Here is a 24,635-nt window from a genome sequence, read left to right as displayed (position 1 = left end):
TTTTGGACATTTTTTATTTTTTAACAATTCTGGTACTTTTATACTTGGTAAATCCCCTAAAAAACGAAGAAAGATTACTGACAACTCCGTTTTTAGCTGTATCTTATATTGTAATTTTATCATATTTAATGTCTGTTTTTGACATTAATTTAATTAAAATATATTATTTACTTCCCTTAATTTTTTTTAATATATTAAATTTTAAAAAAATTTCAGTTAAAAATTTAAAAATAAATAAAATTTCCGGCCTGTTCGTAATCTTAATTTCAATTTTTGCAATTTTTACTGGATTTATGATATTTCCAGAAAATCCTTTAAATAAAACAGATACGCAATTTCACAGCTATAAACTAAAAGCTATTTTTGAAGAAAAAAATATATTTTACGAAACTAAAGAAATTCCTTACTTAAATTATATTAATTACCCATCAGGATACCATTCATTTACGTATCTTTTTTTAACTCAAGTAAGCGACATTCCAAGCGCATTTAATTTTTTAATGTACTTTATGCTTATTTTAATGGTAACAGGTTTTTATTTAATTGGTGAGGCCATAAAAAAAGGATTAGGATACTTTACAGCACCTTTTGTAATATCTGGAAGTGTTTTTTACGGGATTATTTATGTACTCTATCCAAATTATCTTGCTTACTCTTTATTTTTAATTTCAGTATTTTTTTTAATACGGTATCTTAATTCAAAAGAGACTACTTATCTATTCCTTTTTTCATTTGTACTTATGGCCACAGCTTATACGCACACTATACCATTTTTAATGATATTTTTATTCATTGTTTCAATTTTAATACATGAAACCATATTTAAAAATTATACTTCGATAAAAAATTATTTAATATATTTTTTTGGTTCATCATTAATTTCATTCATACTGATTTCTAAAAAACTTTCAAAAGAAATAATTTCATACAGCAAAAGCTCAAATATTATTTCTGAACCATTAAATGTAATCATACATAACATTTTTGCAGGTTTTGGAATATTTTATTTATTTACAAAGCATCCAGTATATACAGTAGCTCTTGATAACGAACTTACGTTTTTAATTTCCATATTTTTAACTTATTTATTTTTAATTGGAATATATAGTCTACTAAAAAACAAACTTTATTATTTGGCTATATTTCCAGTATTACTACTTGCAATATTAATAAACAGTCATTTTATCCATTTTAATATTCCATTTTTTAACACAATGTATGCATCAAACAGGATGATGTATAATATTCAGGCGATAATGCCTATATTTTACGGTTTTGGAGCATATTCTATATTCAATATGCTTAAAAAAAATTTTTCAAAAGTATTATTTATTTTAATTAGTCTTTGTATAATATTCTCATCAGCATACGCAAATTCGCAAATAATACCGGAATATTTAAAAGAACAATATGTAGTTTCCGGGGACGATTTAATGGCGTTTGATTGGATAAATAAAAATGAAATATTTAATGAAACATTTTTAAATTTTGGACAAGATGCAGGCCAATTTTTACCAATATATACGAGTAATCAGCCTGCATTTTATTATACTAAGTTTTCAAGTGGTAATTTTTCAATAGGGGATACTACATTATATGAAATTGCAAAATTTATAGATGAAAAAGACCACGATAACTACTCAAAAACCTGCAAAGAAAATAATATCAGATATGTATATGTTTCTGAAATTTTAGGGAAATATTGTACCGATTTTTTCAAAAATGAGGATTATTTTAAAATAAGATACCAAAAGAATAATGTATATATTGTTGAAGTGATATAATTAAAATAACAAAATTATTTTTTGAAGTGAAAGAATGAAATTTTTAGAAAAACTTTTTTCAAATAAAGGTCAGGTTTCAATGGAAATCGGTATCTTAGTTGCAGCAGCAGTAGCAGTTGCAGCAATTGCAGCATATTACTATGCAAGAAGTGTTAAAGATTCAAGTGAAAAAGTACTTGAAAGTACAAATTCAACTACAAAAGCATTATCTGATGCAATAGCAGATGCTACAAAAGCCCTTACAAACGCTACTAAATAAAATAGCTTTTTTGTGATTTTAATGAGAATAATTGGATTAACTGATATACATGGCCGTATAATTAATTTTGACAAGCTTTTAAGATATAAACCTGACGCTATTTTAATTTCAGGGGATTTTACAAAGCACAGCTTTGTTAAAAACAATCAAGAAAACAATCAAGACGATTTTTTTAAAAAAAATTTAAAATTACTTGAATTTTTAAAAAATTTAAATAATTCAGTGAAAATTTTTTTAATTCCCGGAAACTGGGATGATAAAGAAACAATTGAAAAAATGAACGAGTTTAATTTAAATATTGACGAAAAAATATTAAAAATTGACGATTTATTTTTAATTGGAATTGGTGGCTCAAACATAACTCCAATAAATAGTCCAAATGAATACAGCGAAGAAGAAATTTATTTAAAATTCTTAAATGCGATAAAAGGCTTTGAACAAAACATCAAAAATAAATTTATACTTCTAACCCATGCCCCCCCAAAAAATACAATGGCAGACCGCTCTTTTGAAGGTCATGTTGGAAGTTTAAGCATTAGGAAAATAATTGAAGAATTTAAACCTGTTTTATGCGTATGCGGACACATTCATGAAAGTAGGTGTATAGATAAACTTGGAAAATCTTTAATAGTAAATCCATCATCTATTGGCTTTTTTATATATGACACAAAGTCTAAAAATCTAGAAATATACGACTTATAAATTTTTTAAAGCCGTCTTTTAAATAATGTTCTTTTATCTGCTTTTTCTTTTATAAGTGACCGCATAGAAAAGTAGTATAGTAAAATAAAGACATAAGGTAAAATTATAACTGGATAGTGGTTTATTTCTATAAATTCTAAGAGAATAAGCCACACTGTAAGTACTATATAAACTAAAAGGTAAAGTTCAAAAGCCCAGTATCTAACAATACTCCTACCAAAAAGTAGCAATGAAGTTATTGAAATTATAGCCGATAGGTATAGAATGCTTAATTTTCCTAAAGGAACAATATAGAGTAAAAATACAAACAATAGTGCCGAATAAAACAGTACTATAACTAAATAGTATTCAAGACCGTATTCTTTAAAGTCACTGTATCCCGATAGCCCTAAATGAAGCGAATTATCAAAGTAAGCCCTAGAAATTTCAAATACTACTATCGTTATAAATGAAAATCCTAAAATTGGGATAATATTTATTAAAAGGCCAGAATTTAAAATTATTTGGAAAACTACATAAGAATTTATAATACTCATTATGATAAGTACAACATGGTATAACGTAATAGATTTTGAATACCTTAAAAATAAATACCCTATTATTCCTGAAATAAAAACAATAAACAACGTCTGGTAATCCATAAATATCCTTCAACAGTTTTTAAAGGTCAATTATTCATATATATCAAGTTTATAATATATAAAGTGTTATAATTTACGTAGCCGGTGTTATTAATGGAATATTTGTCTAATTTAAAAAAAGCAGTCAAAACGCTTAGAAAAAATCGTGATAAGAGTATATTGGTCTGTACCCATATCGATACTGATGGACTAAATTCAAGAATTATCTTGGAAAAAGTTCTTGAAAGATTGAATATCAGTGCAGAATTTCTTTTTTTAAGGCAAATTGACTACGAAACAATAGACGAAATCCCATTTGAACACGATTTAATAATTTTTGCAGATTTGGGAAGCGGACAAATTGATTTAATAAAAGAAAAACTATTTGAAATTAAAAAAAATCCTCACATTATAATTTTAGACCATCACATAGTTTCAAATGAAAAAATTCCTGAAAATATAATAAATGTAAATCCCCATAATGATGGAATTGATGGGGGGAAAGAAATATGTGGCGCAGGCGTATCTTACTTATTTGCAAAAGTATGTAATCCTAGATTTACTGATTTAGCAAAATATGCAGTTTTGGGTGCTGTTGGTGACGTTCAAAACCTTGAAGGTAACCTTATAGGGTTAAATAAGGATGTAATTTTAAAAGATGCAGTAGAATTTGGAGATATTATAATATCACCAGATTTACAGTTTTATGGAAAACACACAAGGCCTTTATTTACTTCAATTAAATATTTTACAGATGTTAGAACAGATTTAACAGATAACGATTCAAGAATAATTAATTTTATAAATATGGTAAATAAAAAGCATGGAACGAATATTCTTCCAAAAAATTACTTATGTGAACTAACTTTTCATGAAAAAAAAATAATTGGAACCGAATTTTTACATAAATGCAGTAGATATCTCCCAATAACGTGGAGAATACATCTTCCAAAAGTAATATTTGGAGAAAGCTACGAACTTAAATCTGAAGAATTTAAAACGAGTTTAAAAAACCTTGAAGAGTTTTCAACATGCATAAATGGCTGTTCTAGGTATGATGAATATAGCGTACCCTTAGAAGTTTTAAAAGGAGACAGGGATAAAAATTATGATAAAATGCTAAAAATGCTTAAAAAACACAAAAAAAATCTTGCAAGTGCAATGGATTTTTTGAAAAATGACGTAGAAATAATTCAAAAAGATAAATTCCAGTATTTTGAAGTTGATAAAAATGCGATAAAAGGAAATATTGTTGGAATTGTTGCTGGAATGAGTTATTCAATTGAAAAGGTAGACTGGACAAAACCAATATTTGCAGTTTCTGAAATGAATAATGGCTATAAGGTTTCTGCAAGGTGTCCAAAGCTTTTATCTTTTGCAGAGGACATAAATTTAGCAAGTGCAATAAGCTATGCATCAAAAAAAGTTGGTGGAAGTGGCGGAGGGCATAAATTTGCATGTGGTGCACATATCCCAAAAACCAGAGATTTTGTTAAATACTTAGAAGAAAAACTATAGTTAAATAAATTATAATTTGATAAGTACCTACTTAAAAATTAAATAAATCTTAGATAAATCTTAGATAAATCTTAGATAAATCTTAGATAAATCTTAGATAAATCTTAGATAAATCTTAGATAAATCTTAGATAAATCTTAGATAAATCTTAGATAAATCTTAGATAAATCTTAGATAAATTTTAAATGGTAAAAAAGAACAGGTAACCAAAAATGTTTGATGAAGACACGAAATTTGCATCTAATTATGAATTAAAAGTTTTAAATGAATTAACTGGCCAAAATTTTCAAAAAGACGACGTAATTCTTTTAGAAAAACTTTCTGGATTAGACTATCGAAAAAGAGTATACATTGGAAATGATCAAATTGGAACACTTGAATTTGATTTACACGACCTTGAATGGAAATTTGTGCCATCTCCTTATTTTTACACGATAGCTGAACCAAAAATCGCTTTGAAATACACGAAAAAAAGACTTAAAGGAAAATATATAAAAGAAGAACTATTGGAAAACCCTGAGGAGTACAATGCGCTCTTAAAAAATGATTTTGAATATGTGGGCATAACAATCGGTGATTTTTTAGGAGTAGGCGTTAGAAAAGACGACCGTATAAAATTAAAAGACCTTTCAAGGAAAAAGGAACTTGAAATTGAAAAAATGCCTGAATTTTTAGAAAAAAATAAGGAAAGAATGAATGAAATGGTTGAAAATTCAATAAACATACTTGAAGAAACAATTGAAAAATATAAAAAGAAAGGATACGTAATAAACGTTTCATTTAGTGGCGGAAAAGATAGTTCAGTATGTACTTTACTTTCAAAAGAAGTAATGCCTGAAATGGACGTTGTATTTATTGATACTGGATTAGAATATCCTGAAACAATTCAATACGTTAAGGATTTTTCAAAAAAATACGATATTGAAATTGACACCGTTGATGGAGACAATTTTTGGGATAATCTTGAAAAAGAGGGAATTCCAACAAAAGATAACCGATGGTGCAACAGTGCCTGTAAATTAATGCCTTTAAAAAGGTATTTGAAAAAAAAGTATGGGAATAGAAAAGTTCTTACGATTGATGGTTCAAGAAAATACGAAAGTTTTGCACGTGCAAACTTGGATTACGAACGAAAAAGTGGATTTATCGATTTTCAGACTAACGTATTTCCAATACTTGACTGGAACTCTTTAGATATTTGGACATACATTTATTCAAATGATATTTTATATAATCCGATGTACGATAAAGGTTTTGAAAGAATAGGGTGTTATTTATGCCCGTCTGCATTAAACAGCGAATTTTTAAGGGTAGAAGAACTATATCCTGACCATTTTGAAAGATGGGTTAAATATCTGAAAAAATATTATCCAAAAGAAGAAGTTTTAAGAGGATTTTGGCGATGGAAAGAACTTCCTCCAAAAATGGTAGAACTTGAAGATGAATTAGGATATAATGGTGAAAGAAAGAAAAAAATAAAAAGAATTACTCAACTGTAACACTTTTTGCAAGCCCTCTAGGCTTATCTACATCTCTTTTTAATTCAACAGCTTTATAGTATGCTAAAAGCTGACAAACAGGTGCATAAATAAAAGGACTTATCTCTTCAAGTACATCTGGAACTTTTATCGTTAATTCGTCATTTTTTATTGGGGATATTGAAATTACCTTTCCTTTTCTTGCCATTATTTCCTCAATATTTGATGTAACGGAACTAAAAAGTTCTGAATTTGTTGGAGGAAGTAGTGCAACTGTATCCATATTCTCATCTATTAAAGAAATCGTTCCGTGTTTTAAAAAACTACTGCTCATTCCTTCTGCATGTAAATAGGTAATTTCTTTAAATTTTAAAGCACCTTCAAGGGCATTTGGAAGATTTATTCCTTTTGATACAAACAGGTAATTTTTAGCGTTTAAATTTTTTGAAAGCTCTTTTATATTTTCACGTTCATTTAAAACTTTAGAAATATATTTTGGAATATTTAAAAGTTCTTTTTCATAACTAGACATGTCTATTCCAATGTTTTTTCCATACTCGATAAATAACCGGTATAATATCACTAACTGGGACATGAATGTTTTTGTAGCGCAGACTGCAATTTCTATTCCTGAACCCATCATTATAGTTATGTCTGCTTCTCTAGTTGCAGTACTTCCAAGAACGTTTACAATTGTGGCAGTTTTTGCACCTTTTTCTTTCGCATATTTCAACGCTTTTATAGTATCGTATGTTTCCCCACTTTGTGTTATTCCAATTACAAGTGTTTTTTCATCAACAATTCCTTTTATTAAAAATTCTGATGAATCAATAGGAATTACTAACTTTCCAAGTTTTGAAAACCAGTATTCAAAGACCATTCCCGCATGGAGTGACGTTCCCATTGCAGTGATGTAAATTTTGTCACAATTATTAACTGCCTTTGAAAGTTCTTCAATTTCTCCTTTTGAAATTTCAATTGAATTTTTTAAAATTTCAGGTTCTTCCATTATTTCTTTTAACATGAAGTGTTCAAAACCGCCTTTTTCCGCACTTTCAATATCCCAATCAAGCTTTAAAACATCTCTTTTTACAATTTTTCCGTTATTTAATAATTTTAAATCGATATTCTTCCCTCCTTTTTTATTAAATACTGCAATATCCATGTCATTTAACGGAATTGCGGTTTTAGTATAGTCTAAAAATGCAGAAATATCGCTTCCAATAAAACATTCTTCTTTTGAGATTCCTAAAATAAGCGGACTTTCATTCCTAATTCCAACAAGCATATCTGGAAATTTTTTATGGAGGATTAATAGAGCGTAAGTTCCTTTTAATCTCTTAATTGCATTTTGAATTCCTAAAATGTAATTTTCTTCATTTAATTCGTTAAATTTTTTTAATTCTTCTTCTATTATGTGTGGAATAACTTCAGTATCAGTTTCTGACGTAAAAATATGGCCATTTTGTATCAATGTTTCTTTTAATTCTTTATAATTTGAAATAATTCCATTATGTGCAATACAGATTTCTTTAGTACAGTCAAAGTGAGGGTGAGAATTATCTTTTGTAATTTTCCCATGTGTTGCCCATCTACTATGGCCTATTCCAATATTACCGTTCATTTCAGGGAAATTTTCTTTTTCTGAAACCTCAAGTACCTTTCCAACATTTTTTCTAACTTCTATATCGTTAAAAATTGAAGCAATACCGCAGCTATCGTATCCCCTATATTCTAACCTTTTTAAACCATTTAAAATTACATTTGAAGCTTTTTTATTCCCGATATAACCGATTATTCCGCACATTTATAACACCTAACTTTTTGACTTAATATTATTTGACATTATTTATATAATATAATTTCGATTAATATTTTTAATAATAATTATCTGAGCTTATTATTGGTGAGAATTATGAAGAAAATAACTTTAATTGGTAGCGAGCTTGCAAAAACTGGAAATGAATTTATTTATCTTGGTCATTTGAATGAATGCGAGTCATGCAGATTTAAAAGGATATGCCACAATAATTTAGACGTTGGGGCAAGGTATAAAATTGTAAGTGTTAGGTCGGCAAATCACCCCTGTACTGTTCATGAAAACGGCGTAAAAGTGGTTGAAGTAGCCCCTGCAGAATTTACAATACTAATTGAATCTAAAAAAGCACTCGAAGGAGTAACTTTGACACACGCCAATGTTTTATGTGATAAAGTGTGCTGTAAAAATTACCTTTCGTGCCATCCTGAGGGAATTTCTGGGAAATACAAGGTTTCTTCAATATTTTCTGAAAAAATAGACTGCCAAAAAGGACACTCCCTTAAAAAAGTTTCAATAATTTCTTTGGATGAGTCCAATAAATAGAGCGTTAATAAAAAAATAAAATAAAATAAAATAAAATAAAATACGTAGAATAAACTAAAGTTCTTCATAAATCTTTTTTAAAATAAGACAGTCGTATTCTAGCTTTGGACTTTCACAAATTACAGTTCCAGATGCATCAAAATCCTTTAACGCTCTTAAAACATCTACATAATTAAAATTAGAGCTTTCTATTGGCAAATGATTTTTTTCACCGCCGTTTCCAAATTCAATTCCCGAAATATGGATATGCATATCTTTAATTCCCAATTTACCTAAATTTTCTTCTAATTTTAAAAGTATGCTGTAAAATGAATTGTAATCGTTAATTTTTCCAAAACTTCTTGCAAAAACGTGTGAAAAATCAATGCAAGGTAGTACGTTAATTTCAGTTGAAAGTTTTATCAATTCATCTAAACTTCCAAACTGCGTAGTTTTTCCAGTAGTTTCAGGCCTTAGTTTTACGTTAAATTTATTTTCAATCAGTATTTCAATAATTTTTAACATATTTAATTTTATTTTTTCATAAACTTTGTCTGGATTTTCTTTTAAATAATATCCTGGATGAAAAACCACATTTTTATTTTCAGGATTTTTATTATTAAAAATATTTAGAATTTTTGACGAATCAACGATTCTTTTAATACTCGAAACTATTTTTTCAGGTTCTTTTGCATTTAAATTTACATAATACGGGGCATGAACACTTAATATTATGCCTGCCTTATTTTTTAAATCATTAGCTTTATTTTCGGTTAGATTTACACTTCTTACAAATTCAAGTTCCATTGCATCAAGATTGATATTTTTTAAATAGCTAAATGAATCTTCAGTAGTTTTTGCATTTATCGGTATTCCTGCGGTTCCAAAGTATAGCATGTTATCACATATTTTAACTATCAGCTTTTTATCTTAGTTTTAAACTATATATCGTTTGGGTGAATTACATGGATTTAAAGGCGTACTTTGAACTTATCCGGTTAAAAAATTGTTTAACGGCAGGCTTTGGAGCGTTAATTTCAGGATTAATTGCATCTAACTTTACATTTGGTGCATTATTTCCACTGATTTTGGCATTTTTAGTCGTATTTTTTATATGTGGCTTTGGAAATTCTTTAAATGACATATATGATTTAAAAATAGATCGGATAAATAAGCCGTTTAGGCCCATACCTTCAAAAAGGATTAGTTTAACTGATGCAAAAGTATTTTCATATTCGATAATGATATTCGGGCTTATAATATCTCTTTTTAATATATATTGTTTTTTAATGGCGGTATTAAATGCTGTAGTTTTACAAAAATACGCAAAAATTTATAAAAAAAATAAAATTATCGGAAACATGCTTGTTGCATATCTTACAGGTTCAGTATTTATATTTGGGGGAATTGCGGTAGGAAATGTTAATGTATCCTTATATTTATTTTCATGTGCCATGTTTTCAATGTGGGCAAGAGAAATAATAAAAGACTATGAGGATATAGAAGGTGATTTAAAAGAAAAAGTAAGTTCACTACCAATAAAATACGGTGAAAAGTCAATTTATATTTCTTTAGGGTTACTCCTTATTGCAATAGGTTTAAGCTTTTTACCCTATTTAACAGGAATTTTTGGAATTTATTACCTTTTAATGATTTTAATATGTAATTTAATGTTTTTAGCTGGGTTTTTTAATCTTTTAAACGCACCTTCAAAAAAACAAGCAAGAAAAACTTCAAAAAATATAAAATTGATAACAAACTTTGTTTTGATTGCGTTTATTATCGGCTCGATTTTTAAATAACTTTAAATTAATAACTTTAAATCAAGTACTTTTTTTAAAAGGTATTTTAGATTAAGATTTTAACAAATCCATACTAAACCATACTAAATTAGATTGGTAAACTTGAACCAAGTAGTCCTTCGGTCATGATTTCTGTAACATATCCAACAATTGATGCAACCCATAGCATTATAACAAAATGCAGTAATGAAACTTGATAATGTCCGCCATCCATTAGTTTTATTAAATATCCTGAAACTACTGAATAAATTACTAAAACGCTGTATATTAGGTACGAAATTAATGTAAAGTCTCCTGGAGTAATGGTATTTACAATACCTAACATGGTATCAGGAACTTCTAAACTTGTATAAAGTCCATTTACCATTGAAGCTACTCCGGAAGATGCATAAAGCGTTAGTGCCATACCGCCAGCAAGTCCATACATTATGCCTGCAAACTGGTTCACATTTTGATATTTTGACCTTCTAAGATTAATAATTTTACGAAAGTTTTTACCTATTATGTTAGATGCTTCTCCCGCATTACCTCCAAGATATGTACAGCGTTCAAACATTTCTGAAAAAAGCTGTATAAGGTAGCTACAGGTATCGTAACCAAAGTAACGCCATGCTTTCTGACTGTCTATTCGAATAGAAACCCGTTTATAAAGTCCTTCTAAATCTTTTGTAAGTGGGCCAAAGTCATTTGATGAAAGATATTGGAGTGATTCAGTCATTCCCCCCCCTTTAGCACATACGGAGTCCCCTAAAGACCTTAAAAAGTCTGGAAAATTAAGTTCTTTTCTAATTACTATATTTTCTTCAACCTGTGCAATATATCCTGAAATTGCAAGAGGAGTTACTCCAAGAGCAAATAATACTTGATAAGGTAAACTCATTATTTGTGGGATTCCTCCAATAAATTTTCCCCATATTAAAAATCCAGTAAGTATCACAGTTCCTAAAACGGAAATTGTTAACCATTTTTTAAGTTTTAAGTCGATTCTAGTTGGTTTTTCTCCGGTATGCCATAATCTATCATAAGGGAGTTTATTTTTTATTGCATATACTAAAAGTACTTCAATTAGTATGAAACCTAAAAGTGCGACAGTAACCATTGTAACGAAGTCATAAGGCATTAAAAATGGTGCAATTATTGCAAAAGTTACAAAAAATGATACGGACGTTACAGCACTTACATACATCTCTTTAAACATGTCAAGAGAATATAATGCTCGTTTGTAAAATTCTGAATAGTCTTCCATTATAATATCCTGTTCTCCACTTAAAAACTCCTTTAATTCCTGACCGCTATCGATTGAATACGCCATACGGTCTAAAAAATCCCCAAATTGGCTACTCGGACATCTATTTGCAAGAAAACGGCAAGATTCTGCTAATGACTGGTTCCATCTTTTAAGTAGCACGTATATTTTATGTGATTCGTTTGCAAGTTGGCCTAATTCTTCCTTTTCAGTAGATAATAGGTGCATTAAATGTTTTCTTTCTAAATCGGTTATTGATAAAACTCCAAATTTGGTAATAAATACGTGGAGTCTTTCATTAATTTTCTGTCTTTGAGAATCAAGTTCAATATATGGATACCCTATTGCACTACCCATTAAAAGGAGAGGAAGTAGTAACACAATAAGTCTTGTGTATCCTGTAAAGTAAGTTATTCCAAGAACTATTACAAGCAACGATACTATAAATGCAGGAAGTATGAATTTTAAAATATACTCCTTTGGTTTTAAACCTACTCTTGGAAGTATGTCAAAAAACATAAAAACACCTTAAACCTGGAATGGGAGTCCTTCCAATCCTTTTTCGTAAAAACTCCATATAACATCTAAAACTTCGTAATATCCAAATATTCCTCTTGCAATCATTTCTTCAAGAATTCTTACTCTTAAATCAAGTTCATCATAAATTTCCCGTGGGTCTTCATACCCTGCAACTGTTGCAATCTTGTCTTCAAGAATGTAACTGTTATTTAAGCCTGTAAAGTTATGAATATCCTTTTGAGGGTCCCATTCAAATACGCCTCTTGTAATTACGCCATCTACTTCTTTATAATATCCTTCAATTTCTTCAACCGTTACAACACGCCTTAAAAATTTCCCCCTAGCATAAACTGCAAGCTGGAATAGACATACATTTAAGTTATCCATGAAAGTTTGTGGAATATTAATTGGGTCACCAGTTAATCTTTGAATCATTTTTCTTACCGTTGCAGCGTGAAACGTTGAAATTACAGGGTGACCTGTCTGCATTGCTTGAAATGCTACTGCACCTTCAACTGATCTAATTTCCCCTACAATAATGTAATTTGGCCTTGATCTTAATGCAGCTCTTAAAAGGTCAAATAATGTTACCCTACTTTCTTCAGGGCCCCTTTCTCGGGTTAAAAGCTGCTGCCATACAGGATTTGGAGGTTTTACTTCTGAAGTATCTTCACATGAAAATATTTTTGATTTAGGCTTTATAAATGGTAAAATTGCATTTAAGGTGGTAGTTTTACCAGATGCAGTTTCACCACAGATAAATATACTCATTCCATATTCTAAACAAAGCCATAAATATGCTGCAGTTTGTGCAGACATAGTACCCCAGCTGATAATCTGGGTAATACTTATTGGAACATCGGTAAATTTACGAATGGTAAATGAAGGGCCTTTTAAAGATACGTCTGAAGAATAAAGAATGTTTATTCTTGACCCATCAGGTAGCGAACCATCAACAATCGGTGTTGCATCTGAAACCGGCCTTCCAATCCGTTCACACATGTTTTTTAAGTAGTTTGAAAGGTCACCTTCTTCTTCCCACTCGATGTTTGATGGTAACATGTCATATATTTTATGAACTAACTGGCAATTTTTTGAACCTATTACGTGGATGTCCTCAATATATGGGTCTCTTTTAATTGGTTCAAGTGCTCCAAGCCCTATTAAATCCCGTTTTATTAAGTAGATGTATTTTTCCCTTTCTGGTTTACTGACACCTATTTTTCCAGAATCAGTTAATTTTGAAATAATTCCGTTCTTTTTTACTTCCTTTTTTTCAGTTAATTTTGTTACGCTATCAAATAATTTTGTTATAACTTTTCCAAACTCTTCATCGTTTTCAGGAATATCACTATATGGTGCATACTCTAATATCTTATCTAAAATTTTGAAATATTTATTACGCTCTTCAGAACCCGATAATTTTGGTTCAATTGCAATATATCTTGTTTTTGTAGTTGGGGAGCCATAAAGGTGGATAAATATCGGGTCTCCAATTGGATAAATGATATTCGGATATTTTATTTCTTTAAAATCCCTTGAAAGACTTGGAACAAATTCTGGAATCTTCATATATGCCTTTTTGAATTTTTCAACGTAATTTTTCAAGTGGGGGTTTGTTTGTTGTGCAATTTTAAAATCATCAGCCATTTACTACCACCTTTATGCTACCGAGGATATTTCTACAGCAATTCCAAGTCCTGGGTCGACTCTAAATACCATAACTTTTTGGAATGAGCCTCTTGCAAAGTTATATTTTTCGATTTTAGCGGAATTTTTAACGCTTCCACCAAATGAAAATATCGCAGTTTTTATAACAATTGTTGCAGAAGTTCTAAGTATCCTAAGAACTGATTCTGGTAGTTCTTTTGGATTTACAGTGTAAATTACAATTTTATTCATTGAAGCAATTCTTTTAAAAAACGCCATTAAATCAGTAATTTGAACTTCACTTGCATCATTTGAAACAAGTGTTGATATAGAATCAAATAAAACAATATCTTTTTCGTAAAATGCTCTAGTAATCATTATTTTTTTTATAAAATCTTCTTTTATTGAATTTTCAGAGATTAATGGATATACTGGAATATAGAGTAGGTTTCCGCTTAAAAGTTTTTTGTTTATATTGTATTTTAGTGACATCATCTGCTTTACAAATTCGGTGGTCGTAAGTTGCGTTGATACGTATGAAAGAGAATATGAATTCTGCAAAAATCCGTAAGCTAATCGCTGGCAAATTATTGATTTTCCAGAAGATTCTTCTCCTTCAATTAAGATGATGCTTCCAAAAGGAATTCCTCCCCCAAGCCTTTTATGTACATCATCTCTACTTAGTTCTATCTTTGCAAGCTTCAAAATGACCACCAGCGATTTAATCGATTTTACCTTTTAGCGTTCTTGAAACACCTTGTTCTGAAATTACCCTTATAGTATGGTAGCCGCTGTTATTATACGTAATATTAATTTCTCCAACTTCAGAAGGCCTTAGAACTGTTCTAGAACTTTGAAATACGGCAGAATTTGAAATGCTCATAATTTCTCCATTAATCATTACCGATATGACATCAGGATTTATTGAAAACGGGTTTTTTCCAGTATTTTTAACATATATTGTACTTTCCCCTTTAACTGAATCTCTTGGAATTTTTCCAGGATCATTTATTATTTCAAAGTCCTGTGAAAGTTGCGTTGAAAGAGTATCTCCCTTACTACTTATTCCTAGGGAAATTTTGTGAGTACTTGTTGCAAGTAGCCCAGCTACTGCGGCCGTAATTATTAAAACACTAACAAATATAATTATTTCTGAAAAAACATTGGATGCCATCTCTAAATCACCAACGCAACATCCTAAAAATAAGGATTTTAATTTAAATTGTGGTAATAACGGTTACCGTACTCTGAAACTACCGATATTCTTCCAGGCGATGTTTCATTTATCGATATAGTAACATTGTTCAGGGGTACTAGATAATAATCGCCTGTTATATCAAAGTTTACGGGAGTTCCGTTATATAGTACATTCCAGTCATTAATGCTATGAGTTAGTTGTCCCTGATTTAAAAGGGTAATGTTTGTTTTTTCGCCAAACTTACTAACACTAATTTTTATATTTTCATCTAATTTATTTTTCAAGTAACTAGAGTGCTCAATATATGCACCATTTACTTTTAAGGACGTTAGGTCTACAGTACTGTATAAATATATCGAGCAGATAAGTACCGTAGTCAGTAACAGCGTTAGTCCCGCAGTTGAACTAAATCCCATAATATTGCTCTGCTCCTCTTTTTATCCTTCTAATTTCCCATTCAAGTTTGTCTAAAACTTCACTTGATATTTTTTTACCGTTTAATCTTTCGATAAACAATAATGATACTAAATGGTCAGCAATTGTTAGTTTTCCAGATGGACTTGAAATATCATCATCATCTACTTTTATTCCTTTTGAGAATTTTAAAAGACCTGATATTGCATCATCTGATAACCATCCTAAATTATAGTAAAATTCCAAAATGTCAGGAAGATTTGATTGACCCACTCTTTCAGAAAGGTATTCTAACCATTTGAATGCAAATACTAACGAAAATGCATCATCAGGAATTGCATCTAACTTAGCAGGTTTTTGGGTTTCAAGTAATATTGATGACAGTGTTGCAGTGTTCATAGTTGTTCACTCCTTGTTAGTTATATTCATTTATAGTTACATCTTTTGTAATTCGTCAGCCCATTTTTTAATCCTGTTGATTTCTCTTTCCATTCCTTCTAATTCTTCAACAGCAATTGGCCTTCCAGCTAATTTTTCAATGTATAATAATGATACAACGTGGTCTTCTGGAGCCATTTTTTCGTTAGCTTTCCATTCAATGTCATCATGAAAGTACTTCATGTTTTTAGATACTTTCATTAATTTACTGATTGCTTTTCCAGATATCCATCCTAAATTGTTATAGTAGTCAAGTATATCAATTAAGTTACTTGTTCCAACTCTACTCATTAAAAATTCTAACCATTTAAATACGAGCATTGTTGAAAGTGTGTCTTCAGGTAATTCCTCTAGTCTTGATGCTTTTTCAACTACAGGTGCTAATTCTGGTTTCATTTTAATTCCCTCCTCAACTTCCAAAGGAACATTTGGCACAACTTTAATTTCAGCTTTTGGCTCAGTTTCAACTTTTTTATTAAGTTCTGGTTTAACTTCACTTAAAGGTGCTTCTTTATATTCAATTAAAGGTTCTTCTTCAAGTTTTATGCTATTAGAATCCATTTCATCAATTAAGACTTCAGATGAACTGGTTTTTTGACTGTCTTTTAGATTTATTTCTAATTCTTCAACGACTTTTTTAGTTTCTAATTCTTCAACTGTTTCAAGGTCGTCAAGCTCTTTTTTAATGTCATCAGAAACTCTTGTTGCAGACGAAATTGTTGCAACCTTCATTAATGCATCTAACTTTTGACTCAAATCGTTAATTTTATTTGTAAGTTCTGCAGCCTTTTTATCTTCAGGTTTTTTACCAAAATAAAGGTCAGAAACTCTTCCAACGATTTTATCAAGCTGGGGTCTTGTTAATTTTCTGTTTTTCAAGTTATTTTTCAAGAGTTCGATAATAAACGAAGGAATCTTAGAACGCAATTCGTCTAGATATTCTTCCATTTCACTCTCGGTAAGATATTCTTCTGAAACGGATGCATAATCCATTTTAACATTACCAATCATCGGAATCCTCTCCTAAAATTGCTTTAGAGAATTCTTCTTCCGCAAGCACTTCGTTAATAACTCCATCCAAGTCAATATGGTTTTGGTTTAAGTAGACGTTTGCCAATATTACAACGTCATTTTGAAGTTCCTCGACCCTTTTTTTCAGGTTTTTGGATTCCGTCTCCATTTTTTCTACTTTTTCCATACTTGTTGCCGTAATCTTTGAAATCCCGATAAATGGATTGATTTGATTTGAAACAACTTCATATAGTGCCATCATGTCTTGGAAATTTTCATTAATATTTTGAATGTCGCTTCTTAAGTTTTCATTTTCTTTTCTTAAGTTTGTGACCATCATTTCAATTTTTGGAAACTTTGATTCAAGTTCCCCAATTTTGGCAAGAAGTTCTTCGTTTGCAGCAACTAAATCGTCGTTTGATTCAGCATTTATATCTTCTTCAAGGGTGAAGCTGAAGTCATCTTCAGCTTCTTTAACATCTAAATTTTCCTTCTTCTTGCCCAATTTTATTTTATTTTTGATCTCTTCAATAATTTCAGAGATATTGGGCATAATAATCACCAATTATTGAAGTGTAACTATCGTTTCAATGAATACTGACTGCGTTCTAAAGTTAATAATTCCTGGTGAACCGTATTCTGGGATAACTTCACCACTAACTTTTGTAGTTGCATTTATATCCATTTCAAGGGTAAGTATAACTTTATCTCCGTAATTTATAGTCGGGTTGTCAGGAACTGAAGCTGAACCATCACTATCCTGTAGTACGAGTACTCCAAAGTAATTTCCAGTAGCCCATGTTTCATTAAATAAACTATCAGACCCATTGTCTACTAACTTATGTTTTGTAGAATCATATACGAAAGAATGTTTAGCACTACCGTCTGAAAGCGTTACTATTGAAGTAGATAAATCTATTTCTCCACCAACATTTGGCGTTACAATTGCTCCAATTTTATCGAGCTGGGTTTTATTGGATGCATGTCCAACGACCCTCATTACTTGTAATCCACTTGCGACCTGCTTTGTACTTTCTTGTCCAACAGCAGAAGCTTTGTGTTGCAAGTTTCCAGCAGTGTTAATAATTACACTTGCTGCAACTGCTGCAACCAATACCATTGCAATAAAGATAATAAGAGTACCAATTCCAACAGCACCCTTTTTATCCATTAAAAATTTTTTCATCATTTTCACCTACTAGGATAAAAATAAACTAAAATTTAGTTTATTGTAGTTGGACAACTGTTGATCCATCTAAGTATGTTGCAGGTGTTGTAAATGAGATGATTCCTGGAGCACCAAATTCCGGTTGGATTGAACCAGTAATTGCAGTTCTAGGTTCAGTCATTGTTTCATTTAAGTTTAAAACAATTGCTACAATATCTCCTTTATTTAATACTGGTGTTGCAGCCTTACATGAGCCATCTGCATCTTGAATTACAATAATTCCAAATTGAGTATTTGTCATATTTGAAATATTTAATGTAGCCTCTGCAAATAAGCTACCGCCCGTTTTAACGGCCCCGTAACTTTTATCTGCTGCAGCATCTGTAGTATCATATTTAAAGATAGACTTTACATCGCCATTTGATAATGTAACAACTGACTGTGAAAGGTCAACTGCTGAACTTCCTGCGTTAGGGGCGATATATACTGCTAATTTCGTAATATTGCTTGAATCGTGAACACCCATAATTTGTAAAACTTGTAATCCACTTGCAACTTGTTCAGTACTTTCTTTTCCTGTAGTTGCAGCTTTTTGCTGTAAAAATCCACTTGTGTTAATTAAAACACTTGCTGCAACTGCAGCAACCAATACCATTGCAATGAAAACAATCAAGGTACCGATTCCGGATGCACCTTTTTTGTTATTCAAGAATTCTGTTATTTTCATAGAATTCTACCTCTTTTGAGTTTAGTGTTATTAATATCCAATTATACTTATTGTAATTCCAATACCTTGTTAGTGTACGTTGCAGGTGTTGTGAATTCAAATACTCCTGGAGCACCAAATTCCGGTTGTACTTTTCCAGAAACACTCTTTCTTTCAGGAATTCCGTCATTGCCAAAAATGTCGCTAGTTTCAATTACTATTGCTACAATATCTCCTTTATTAATTACTCCATTTCCAGTTGAATTATCATTATCCTGGAGTACTGCAACGTGGAATTCAGAAGCAGGGGTTCCAACATTAATTGCATCGAAAATATCTGAATTACCTGTTGTAAGGTCTGTAACGTCATCGTAAGCTAAGACGTGGGTCTGGCCATCGTAGGTTACAAATAATTTTGAATTTGTAAGGTCAATTGCTGAACTTCCTGCATTAGGGGTTACATAAATTGCCATTTTACTTACATTTGCATCATTAGTTCCATCCTGGTATCCATTTACGCCCATTACTTGTAATCCACTTGCAACCTGTTCAGTACTTTCTTTTCCTGTTGTTGCAGCTTTTTGCTGTAAAAATCCACTTGTGTTAATTAAAACACTTGCTGCAACTGCAGCAACCAATACCATTGCAATGAAAACAATCAAGGTGCCGATTCCAGAGTCACCTTTCTTGTTATTCATGAAATTTTTTACACTCATGTTAAACCTCCAAAGGTCAAAAATTCTTATTTAGAATTTCCCGATAGGAAAATTTTTAGTTTACGTCCTTTGAGGTAGCTACCTCATGGGGATACTCCCGAAGAAATATGTAGTTTTTTATTATTATATACTTTTTTTGCACTTCTTTAAGCATTTAGGAGTGTATTTACTTATGTAGGTGTTTATGTAGATACTTATGTATGTTATTTTTTAAACCTATTTTAAAAATATTTTTAAATTTTTACCTTAACCTACATAATAACATGCAAAAAACAAATATAACTAAAAAAAACCAATAAATTATTACTAAAGTTTTCGTGATAAAAATGATTGGTTCATTTAGACAAGTTGAATTTTTAGAATCAAAAAAGATAGCAGAAAATTTTAAAAGTGAAAATTTTGAAGTTGATTTTTCAGACTTTAGAGACATTTTAAATTTTGGAAAAATCGGCTTTGAAAATCCTGAAAAAATAAAACATTTACTTTTAAAATTTGAAAAAGCACTTGAAGGCGATTTTAAATTAAATTTTGCAGCAGTTACATCTTTAAAAGTTATTTCAAAATCAAGTCCAAAAGAAATTTTTCCACTTATTCCAAAAATTTTAAAACTGCTTGATAATCCTGACTGGAGAATTAGGAAAAATGCAGTTGAATTTTTAGGAGATTTTGGACTAATATGTTATAATCCTATAAAAGAACATTTTGAAAAGCTTAAAAGCTGCTTAAATGATACAAACGTTGAAGTAATTATAGCTACTGCATACGCTATTTCAAAAATAATGTTAAATTCAAAATGCAGTGAAAAAATAAACCTTTCAGAAATTTTAAGTAAAAATATCACGTCAAAATCAGTATTAATGGGTATTTTAAATAGTATTGGGGAAATTAATCCAGATATTATTAAAAACAGTCAAAATGATGTATTTTCATGTATTGATTCAAATGACGAAGTTTTAAAGTCAACTGCAATTAATGTTTTGGGAAATTTTAATGAACTTACCCTCGATAAAAAAACAGCTAAAATTCTTATAAATTCGCTTTCAAGTGATAATTTAGAAGTTAAAAGAAGTTCGATTCGTGCAATATGGAATTTTTCTAAAAATTATCCTGAATTGTTTAAAGACTCAATTTCAAAAATAATAGAACTTGTGCATTCAAACGATAAACAGTTAAAAATATACTCAATTTTAGCATTAAACCGCCTTAGTTTTTTAGAACCTCAAAAGTTTGAAGGTTTAAATATAAATTCGCTATTAGATGATGATTTAGATGTAGTTTATCCTGCAATTACGTTACTTTACAATCTATCGCTTTATTCTAAACGTACAGTAGTAAGGCACTACAAAAAAATATGCGTATTAGTAAATAGTAATGACATAAGAATTTCAAAAACAGCTTTAAGAATTATTGGAAACCTTGGAAAGTATGATGAAAGATATGTAAATAGATATATTAATAATATCAAATTAAAACTTTCAGATGCGAACCTGTCAAAAGATGCCGCTTTAACTATGGTAAAGGCCGGAAAAATCGATGTAAAAGTTGTTGAAATAATTTTAAGGTCAATCGATAAAGTAAAAAATAACATGGAATTTTTAAGAAGTGTTATTTTAGAGTATCCGTTAAGTTTACTTAATGATATCGAATCAGAACTTAAAGCTCGGAAAAAAAGCTTTAATAAAGAATACATTGAAGAATTATGCTTTTTAATTCAAGAAAGGTTTGAAAAATCAGATATTGTTTATGAAAACTTTAAAATAGAACGCCCAAAAATAGAAGAACCTCCAGTAATTGTTGCTTTAAAATCTGAATGTACTGAAGTAGAACTTGAAGATGGAAAAAAAGTCTATATCTTACCAAAAGAAAAATGTGTTGAAACATCACTTTCAGGGGAACTTTTAGAAGTTTTGGATATTGATAGTAAAAACGAATTCGAAATATATAAACTCTCACACGACCTAATGATTCAGTCTTTAATAGAATCTACTCTAAATGAACAAAAAAGGTAAATTTATCAATTTTTAAGTTATTTAAGCTATTTTTGCCCTAATTAAAACTTATAGCTACTAAGGGGCTGTGTTCCATCTCCTTTAAAACGTCAACAGTGACTTCAAATGTTTTGTATTTTTTCATTAAGTCGTGAATTGACTTTGTATATGGAACTTGTGAGTTATCTGAAATTTCTGCAATATCTAGCAATTTTTCAAGTGAATATGTTTTATAGATACTGTTTCCAGTAATTGCAAGAGGCGTTGCCCCACAAAGTCCCCCATTTTTTAATAACTTTCCAAATTTTCCTAAAATATACCCAAAAACCCCAATTTTTGAAATTATTCCATCAATTGCAATTGGAAGAGCTGTTACATACCACTTAAAAAACTTGTATGTTGCATCGGTATCTATTACCATTATGACTAAATCAAGCCCTAACTCTGATTTAATTTTTAAATAAAGATTTTCAGCAGATTTTTCAGGATTTTTTGGTAATAATGCAGCATAAGTTCCAGGAACATTAGTTAAATCTATTCCTCCTTCTGATGCAGGTTTTAATGCGTAGATTAACCCTACATTTTCAATTACAACTTGTTTATGTCTTAATGTTTCTTTTTTTGGTATTTTACGTAAATTTAAAATCCTGTCTTTTCTAGTTCCAAGTAATGGCCCTAAAATGTACCCCCAGCAGTATTTTGAGAGGTAATATGTAAAATAAGCTAAAAATTTTGGTTTAAAAAGACTTTCATCTACAAAGTTATCCTCACTTGTTGCAATAAACTTTTCGCTAACAACTAAAAAGTCCCCATCTTTTATTTTAAGTCCATTTTCAATTTCTTTTTTTAACGAACTAATAGACTCCAAAATAAAATCCTCGCCCCTATCAATATACCTTGTTCTTATTGGTTTTGCAGTAATTTCCATTTTTTTCACGACAAAATTTTACGTAAAATTTAAATTTTTTGTAATTCTTTTATATTTTAGTGATATATACTTTAGTAGGTATAATTTTGGTGAAAAATCATGCATCTTACAAGAGAAGAGGAAAAAATATATAACGGCGAGTTTGGGGAATCCTTAGAAACTTGCATGAATTTATTAGTGTCTTTAGGCGATATTTACGGTGCGGAAAAATTGGTAGATATTTATTCTGCCCAAGTTTCAGGGGTGTCCTATAAAACAATTGGTGAAAAAGGTTTAGAATTTTTAAAAGACCTTGCAGATAACAATATAAAAATAAGTGTGCCAACAACCCTAAATCCTGCGGGAATGGATTTAAATAGATATAAGGAGTTGAACTTTCCAAAAGATTTTGCAAAAAAACAAATTGAAATAATAGATTGTTTTAAAAAAATGGAAATTGAAATAAGTTGCACATGCACCCCATATCTAACGGGAAACGTGCCCATTTTTGGTTCACACGTTGCTTGGGCGGAATCTTCAGCAGTTTCGTACGTAAATTCAGTAATTGGTGCAAGAACAAATCGAGAAGGGGGCCCTTCTGCACTTGCAGCTGCAATTATTGGAAAAACACCATGTTATGGCTACCATTTAACTGAAAATAGAGTTCCAACCCATATTTTTGAAGTTGATATAGAATTAGAAGATTCAATTTCATTTTATGGAATACTTGGAAGAATTACTGGAAAAATTGTTAAAAATAAAATTCCCTATTTTAAATTTAAAAACTGCGATTCAATAAAAACAGACTATTTAAAAGCACTCGGAGCAGCACTTGCGGCAAGTGGCGGAGTTGCACTTTATCACGTTGAAAATATAACGCCGGAAGCAAAATTAGGAATTTTAATTGAAGATGTGGAAAAAATAACTATCGAAAAGAAAGACTTTGAAAAAGAGTATGACTACTTTAAAACTTCTGAAAAACCCGATTTAGTATGTATCGGATGCCCACACTGTAGCCTTGATGAAATAAAGGAAGTTTCAGAGTTTATAAAAAAAGAAAATAAGAAATTTAAAATAGATGTATGGGTATGTACATCAATTCACATGAAGGCAATTTCAGACCGGATGGGCTATACAAAAATAATAGAAGATGCAGGCGGAAAATTAGTGATTGATACATGTATGGTCGTAGCCCCGATTGAAGATATGGGATATAAAAACGTTGCAACAAATTCTGGAAAAGCTGCAACTTATTTGCCCGGATTTTGTAATAGTAATGTAATATATGGCACAACTTACGAAATTTTAAAAAAAGCAACTGAATAATTTATTAATTTTTATTTTAGTAATTTAAATGAATTTTAAATGAATTAATAAATAATAACTCGGTGAAATTATGAAAAAAATGATTATTGTTGGAGCGGGCCCTGGAGATAAGGAATTACTTACAATAAAGGGCAAAAAAGCAATTGAAAATGCAGATATTTTAATATATGCAGGTTCCCTTGTAAATCCTGAAGTTTTAGAGTACAATATAAAAAATGCGAAAATCTATAACAGTGCAAAAATGACACTTGAAGAAGTAATATCTGTTGCTGTAGATGGAATTAACAATAATTTATCAGTTGTAAGGGTTCATACTGGGGATCCGTCTTTATATGGTGCAATAAAAGAACAAATTGATGAATTAAAAAAGCATGATATAGATGTAGAAATAATTCCTGGAGTAACGTCTCTTTTTGCAGCCGCTGCAACATTAAAATCCGAATTAACGCTTCCAGATGTATCACAAACTGTAATTATTACAAGACCTGAAGGGCGAACTAAAAAACCCGAAAAAGAAAGTCTAATCGCTCTTTCAAAACACAACGCTACAATGGCAATTTATCTTGGAACAGGAATGATAGAAAAAGTATGTGAAGAATTAATTGAAGGAGGATACAATAAAGATACAGCAGTTTCGGTTGTATATCATGCATCATGGCCTGATGAAAAAAAAATAACTGGAACTTTAACTGATATTTCAAAAAAGGTTAAGGAAGAAAAAATTACAAAAACGGCCCTAATCATAGTTGGAAATGCAATGAATCCGAAATTTTACGAATATTCAAAACTTTATGACAAAGATTTTGAACACGAATATAGGGGTGTAAAACAGTAAGATATTTAA

25 protein-coding genes are annotated in these 24,635 nt (G+C 30.2%); 10 read left to right on the top strand and 15 right to left on the bottom strand.

All coding sequences use genetic code 11. The annotated features are described in order from the left end of the window. The first annotated feature begins 2 nt into the window (after positions 1–2). The 3 genes from MEVAN_RS05045 to MEVAN_RS05035 are packed head-to-tail and all read left to right on the top strand — an operon-like array spanning position 3 to position 2,745. Positions 3–1,784, top strand: coding sequence for a DUF6541 family protein (locus tag MEVAN_RS05045; RefSeq protein WP_012065818.1), 1,782 nt, complete (start codon positions 3–5; stop codon positions 1,782–1,784). 34 nt (positions 1,785–1,818) lie between these two features. Continuing rightward, positions 1,819–2,043: a class III signal peptide-containing protein gene (locus MEVAN_RS05040; RefSeq protein WP_012065817.1), complete on the top strand. Its 225-nt coding sequence runs from the start codon at positions 1,819–1,821 to the stop codon at positions 2,041–2,043. Between the two features lie 21 nt (positions 2,044–2,064). Then, entirely contained in the window at positions 2,065–2,745 is a 681-nt protein-coding gene (locus MEVAN_RS05035) for a metallophosphoesterase family protein (RefSeq protein WP_012065816.1), read from the top strand. Positions 2,746–2,750: 5 nt separating this feature from the next. On the opposite strand, the gene MEVAN_RS05030 is transcribed toward MEVAN_RS05035, so the two are convergent. Next, a complete protein-coding gene (locus MEVAN_RS05030; RefSeq protein ID WP_012065815.1) occupies positions 2,751–3,386 on the bottom strand; it encodes a hypothetical protein in 636 nt (211 codons plus the stop codon). Positions 3,387–3,479: 93 nt separating this feature from the next. On the opposite strand from MEVAN_RS05030, the gene recJ reads away from it, so the two are divergent. Together recJ and MEVAN_RS05020 are read left to right on the top strand one after the other, a co-directional pair. Further along, positions 3,480–4,883: a single-stranded-DNA-specific exonuclease RecJ gene (gene recJ, locus MEVAN_RS05025; protein WP_012065814.1), complete on the top strand. Its 1,404-nt coding sequence runs from the start codon at positions 3,480–3,482 to the stop codon at positions 4,881–4,883. 212 nt (positions 4,884–5,095) lie between these two features. After that, complete coding sequence (locus MEVAN_RS05020; protein WP_012065813.1) at positions 5,096–6,382, top strand: phosphoadenosine phosphosulfate reductase domain-containing protein; 1,287 nt, start codon at positions 5,096–5,098, stop codon at positions 6,380–6,382. Here MEVAN_RS05020 and glmS read toward each other — a convergent pair. Continuing rightward, on the bottom strand, positions 6,369–8,168 hold the full coding sequence (gene glmS, locus MEVAN_RS05015) for a glutamine--fructose-6-phosphate transaminase (isomerizing) (RefSeq protein ID WP_012065812.1): 1,800 nt from the start codon (positions 8,166–8,168) through the stop codon (positions 6,369–6,371). The two genes, MEVAN_RS05020 and glmS, sit on opposite strands and share 14 nt — an antisense overlap. A 108-nt stretch (positions 8,169–8,276) precedes the next feature. Here glmS and MEVAN_RS05010 point away from each other — a divergent pair, with 108 nt between their 5' ends. Continuing rightward, positions 8,277–8,723: a UPF0179 family protein gene (locus MEVAN_RS05010; RefSeq protein WP_012065811.1), complete on the top strand. Its 447-nt coding sequence runs from the start codon at positions 8,277–8,279 to the stop codon at positions 8,721–8,723. A 54-nt stretch (positions 8,724–8,777) separates the two neighbouring features. Here the strand turns inward: MEVAN_RS05010 and MEVAN_RS05005 are convergent, their stop codons facing one another. Next, a complete protein-coding gene (locus MEVAN_RS05005; protein ID WP_012065810.1) occupies positions 8,778–9,599 on the bottom strand; it encodes a TIM barrel protein in 822 nt (273 codons plus the stop codon). A 68-nt stretch (positions 9,600–9,667) separates the two neighbouring features. Between MEVAN_RS05005 and MEVAN_RS05000 the strand changes: the two genes are divergently transcribed. Further along, positions 9,668–10,504 (top strand): UbiA family prenyltransferase, encoded by an 837-nt coding sequence (locus tag MEVAN_RS05000; RefSeq protein ID WP_012065809.1) that lies wholly within the window; start codon positions 9,668–9,670, stop codon positions 10,502–10,504. 88 nt (positions 10,505–10,592) lie between these two features. On the opposite strand, the gene flaJ is transcribed toward MEVAN_RS05000, so the two are convergent. The 11 genes from flaJ to flaB1 are packed head-to-tail and all read right to left on the bottom strand — an operon-like array spanning position 10,593 to position 19,570. Continuing rightward, entirely contained in the window at positions 10,593–12,269 is a 1,677-nt protein-coding gene (gene flaJ / locus MEVAN_RS04995) for an archaellar assembly protein FlaJ (RefSeq protein ID WP_012065808.1), read from the bottom strand. A 9-nt stretch (positions 12,270–12,278) separates the two neighbouring features. Further along, on the bottom strand, positions 12,279–13,919 hold the full coding sequence (locus MEVAN_RS04990) for a type II/IV secretion system ATPase subunit (RefSeq protein WP_012065807.1): 1,641 nt from the start codon (positions 13,917–13,919) through the stop codon (positions 12,279–12,281). Between the two features lie 12 nt (positions 13,920–13,931). Further along, positions 13,932–14,624 (bottom strand): ATPase domain-containing protein, encoded by a 693-nt coding sequence (locus MEVAN_RS04985; protein ID WP_012065806.1) that lies wholly within the window; start codon positions 14,622–14,624, stop codon positions 13,932–13,934. A 16-nt stretch (positions 14,625–14,640) separates the two neighbouring features. Further along, on the bottom strand, positions 14,641–15,093 hold the full coding sequence (locus MEVAN_RS04980; protein ID WP_012065805.1) for a flagellar protein G: 453 nt from the start codon (positions 15,091–15,093) through the stop codon (positions 14,641–14,643). 38 nt (positions 15,094–15,131) lie between these two features. Continuing rightward, positions 15,132–15,533, bottom strand: coding sequence for a flagellar protein F (locus tag MEVAN_RS04975; RefSeq protein ID WP_012065804.1), 402 nt, complete (start codon positions 15,531–15,533; stop codon positions 15,132–15,134). Next, positions 15,523–15,930, bottom strand: a complete 408-nt coding sequence (locus MEVAN_RS04970; protein WP_012065803.1) for a FlaD/FlaE family flagellar protein — start codon at positions 15,928–15,930, stop codon at positions 15,523–15,525. The genes MEVAN_RS04975 and MEVAN_RS04970 overlap by 11 nt, the downstream gene beginning before the upstream one ends. 36 nt (positions 15,931–15,966) lie before the next feature. After that, positions 15,967–16,980: a FlaD/FlaE family flagellar protein gene (locus MEVAN_RS04965; RefSeq protein ID WP_012065802.1), complete on the bottom strand. Its 1,014-nt coding sequence runs from the start codon at positions 16,978–16,980 to the stop codon at positions 15,967–15,969. After that, positions 16,970–17,533: a flagella accessory protein C gene (locus MEVAN_RS04960; protein ID WP_012065801.1), complete on the bottom strand. Its 564-nt coding sequence runs from the start codon at positions 17,531–17,533 to the stop codon at positions 16,970–16,972. The genes MEVAN_RS04965 and MEVAN_RS04960 overlap by 11 nt, the downstream gene beginning before the upstream one ends. Positions 17,534–17,545: 12 nt before the next feature. Continuing rightward, positions 17,546–18,166: a flagellin gene (locus MEVAN_RS04955; RefSeq protein WP_012065800.1), complete on the bottom strand. Its 621-nt coding sequence runs from the start codon at positions 18,164–18,166 to the stop codon at positions 17,546–17,548. A gap of 40 nt (positions 18,167–18,206) precedes the next feature. After that, positions 18,207–18,875, bottom strand: a complete 669-nt coding sequence (gene flaB2 / locus MEVAN_RS04950; RefSeq protein ID WP_012065799.1) for a flagellin B2 — start codon at positions 18,873–18,875, stop codon at positions 18,207–18,209. A 47-nt stretch (positions 18,876–18,922) separates the two neighbouring features. Then, complete coding sequence (flaB1, locus tag MEVAN_RS04945) at positions 18,923–19,570, bottom strand: flagellin B1 (RefSeq protein WP_012065798.1); 648 nt, start codon at positions 19,568–19,570, stop codon at positions 18,923–18,925. A 326-nt stretch (positions 19,571–19,896) separates the two neighbouring features. On the opposite strand from flaB1, the gene MEVAN_RS04940 reads away from it, so the two are divergent. Next, a complete protein-coding gene (locus MEVAN_RS04940) occupies positions 19,897–21,579 on the top strand; it encodes a HEAT repeat domain-containing protein (RefSeq protein WP_012065797.1) in 1,683 nt (560 codons plus the stop codon). A 37-nt stretch (positions 21,580–21,616) separates the two neighbouring features. Here the strand turns inward: MEVAN_RS04940 and MEVAN_RS04935 are convergent, their stop codons facing one another. Continuing rightward, positions 21,617–22,486, bottom strand: coding sequence for a coenzyme F420-0:L-glutamate ligase (locus tag MEVAN_RS04935; protein WP_012065796.1), 870 nt, complete (start codon positions 22,484–22,486; stop codon positions 21,617–21,619). A gap of 99 nt (positions 22,487–22,585) precedes the next feature. On the opposite strand from MEVAN_RS04935, the gene MEVAN_RS04930 reads away from it, so the two are divergent. Both MEVAN_RS04930 and cobM read left to right on the top strand, forming a co-directional pair. Beyond that, positions 22,586–23,791, top strand: a complete 1,206-nt coding sequence (locus MEVAN_RS04930; protein WP_012065795.1) for an aconitase X catalytic domain-containing protein — start codon at positions 22,586–22,588, stop codon at positions 23,789–23,791. A 70-nt stretch (positions 23,792–23,861) separates the two neighbouring features. After that, positions 23,862–24,626 (top strand): precorrin-4 C(11)-methyltransferase, encoded by a 765-nt coding sequence (cobM, locus tag MEVAN_RS04925; protein WP_012065794.1) that lies wholly within the window; start codon positions 23,862–23,864, stop codon positions 24,624–24,626. Positions 24,627–24,635 lie beyond the last annotated feature (9 nt).

Source organism: Methanococcus vannielii SB (assembly GCF_000017165.1).
Classification (GTDB): domain Archaea; phylum AGJL01; class Methanococci; order Methanococcales; family Methanococcaceae; genus Methanococcus; species Methanococcus vannielii.
The sequence above is the reverse complement of the archived record's forward strand: the minus strand, read 5'-3'. Positions and strand labels throughout refer to the sequence as shown.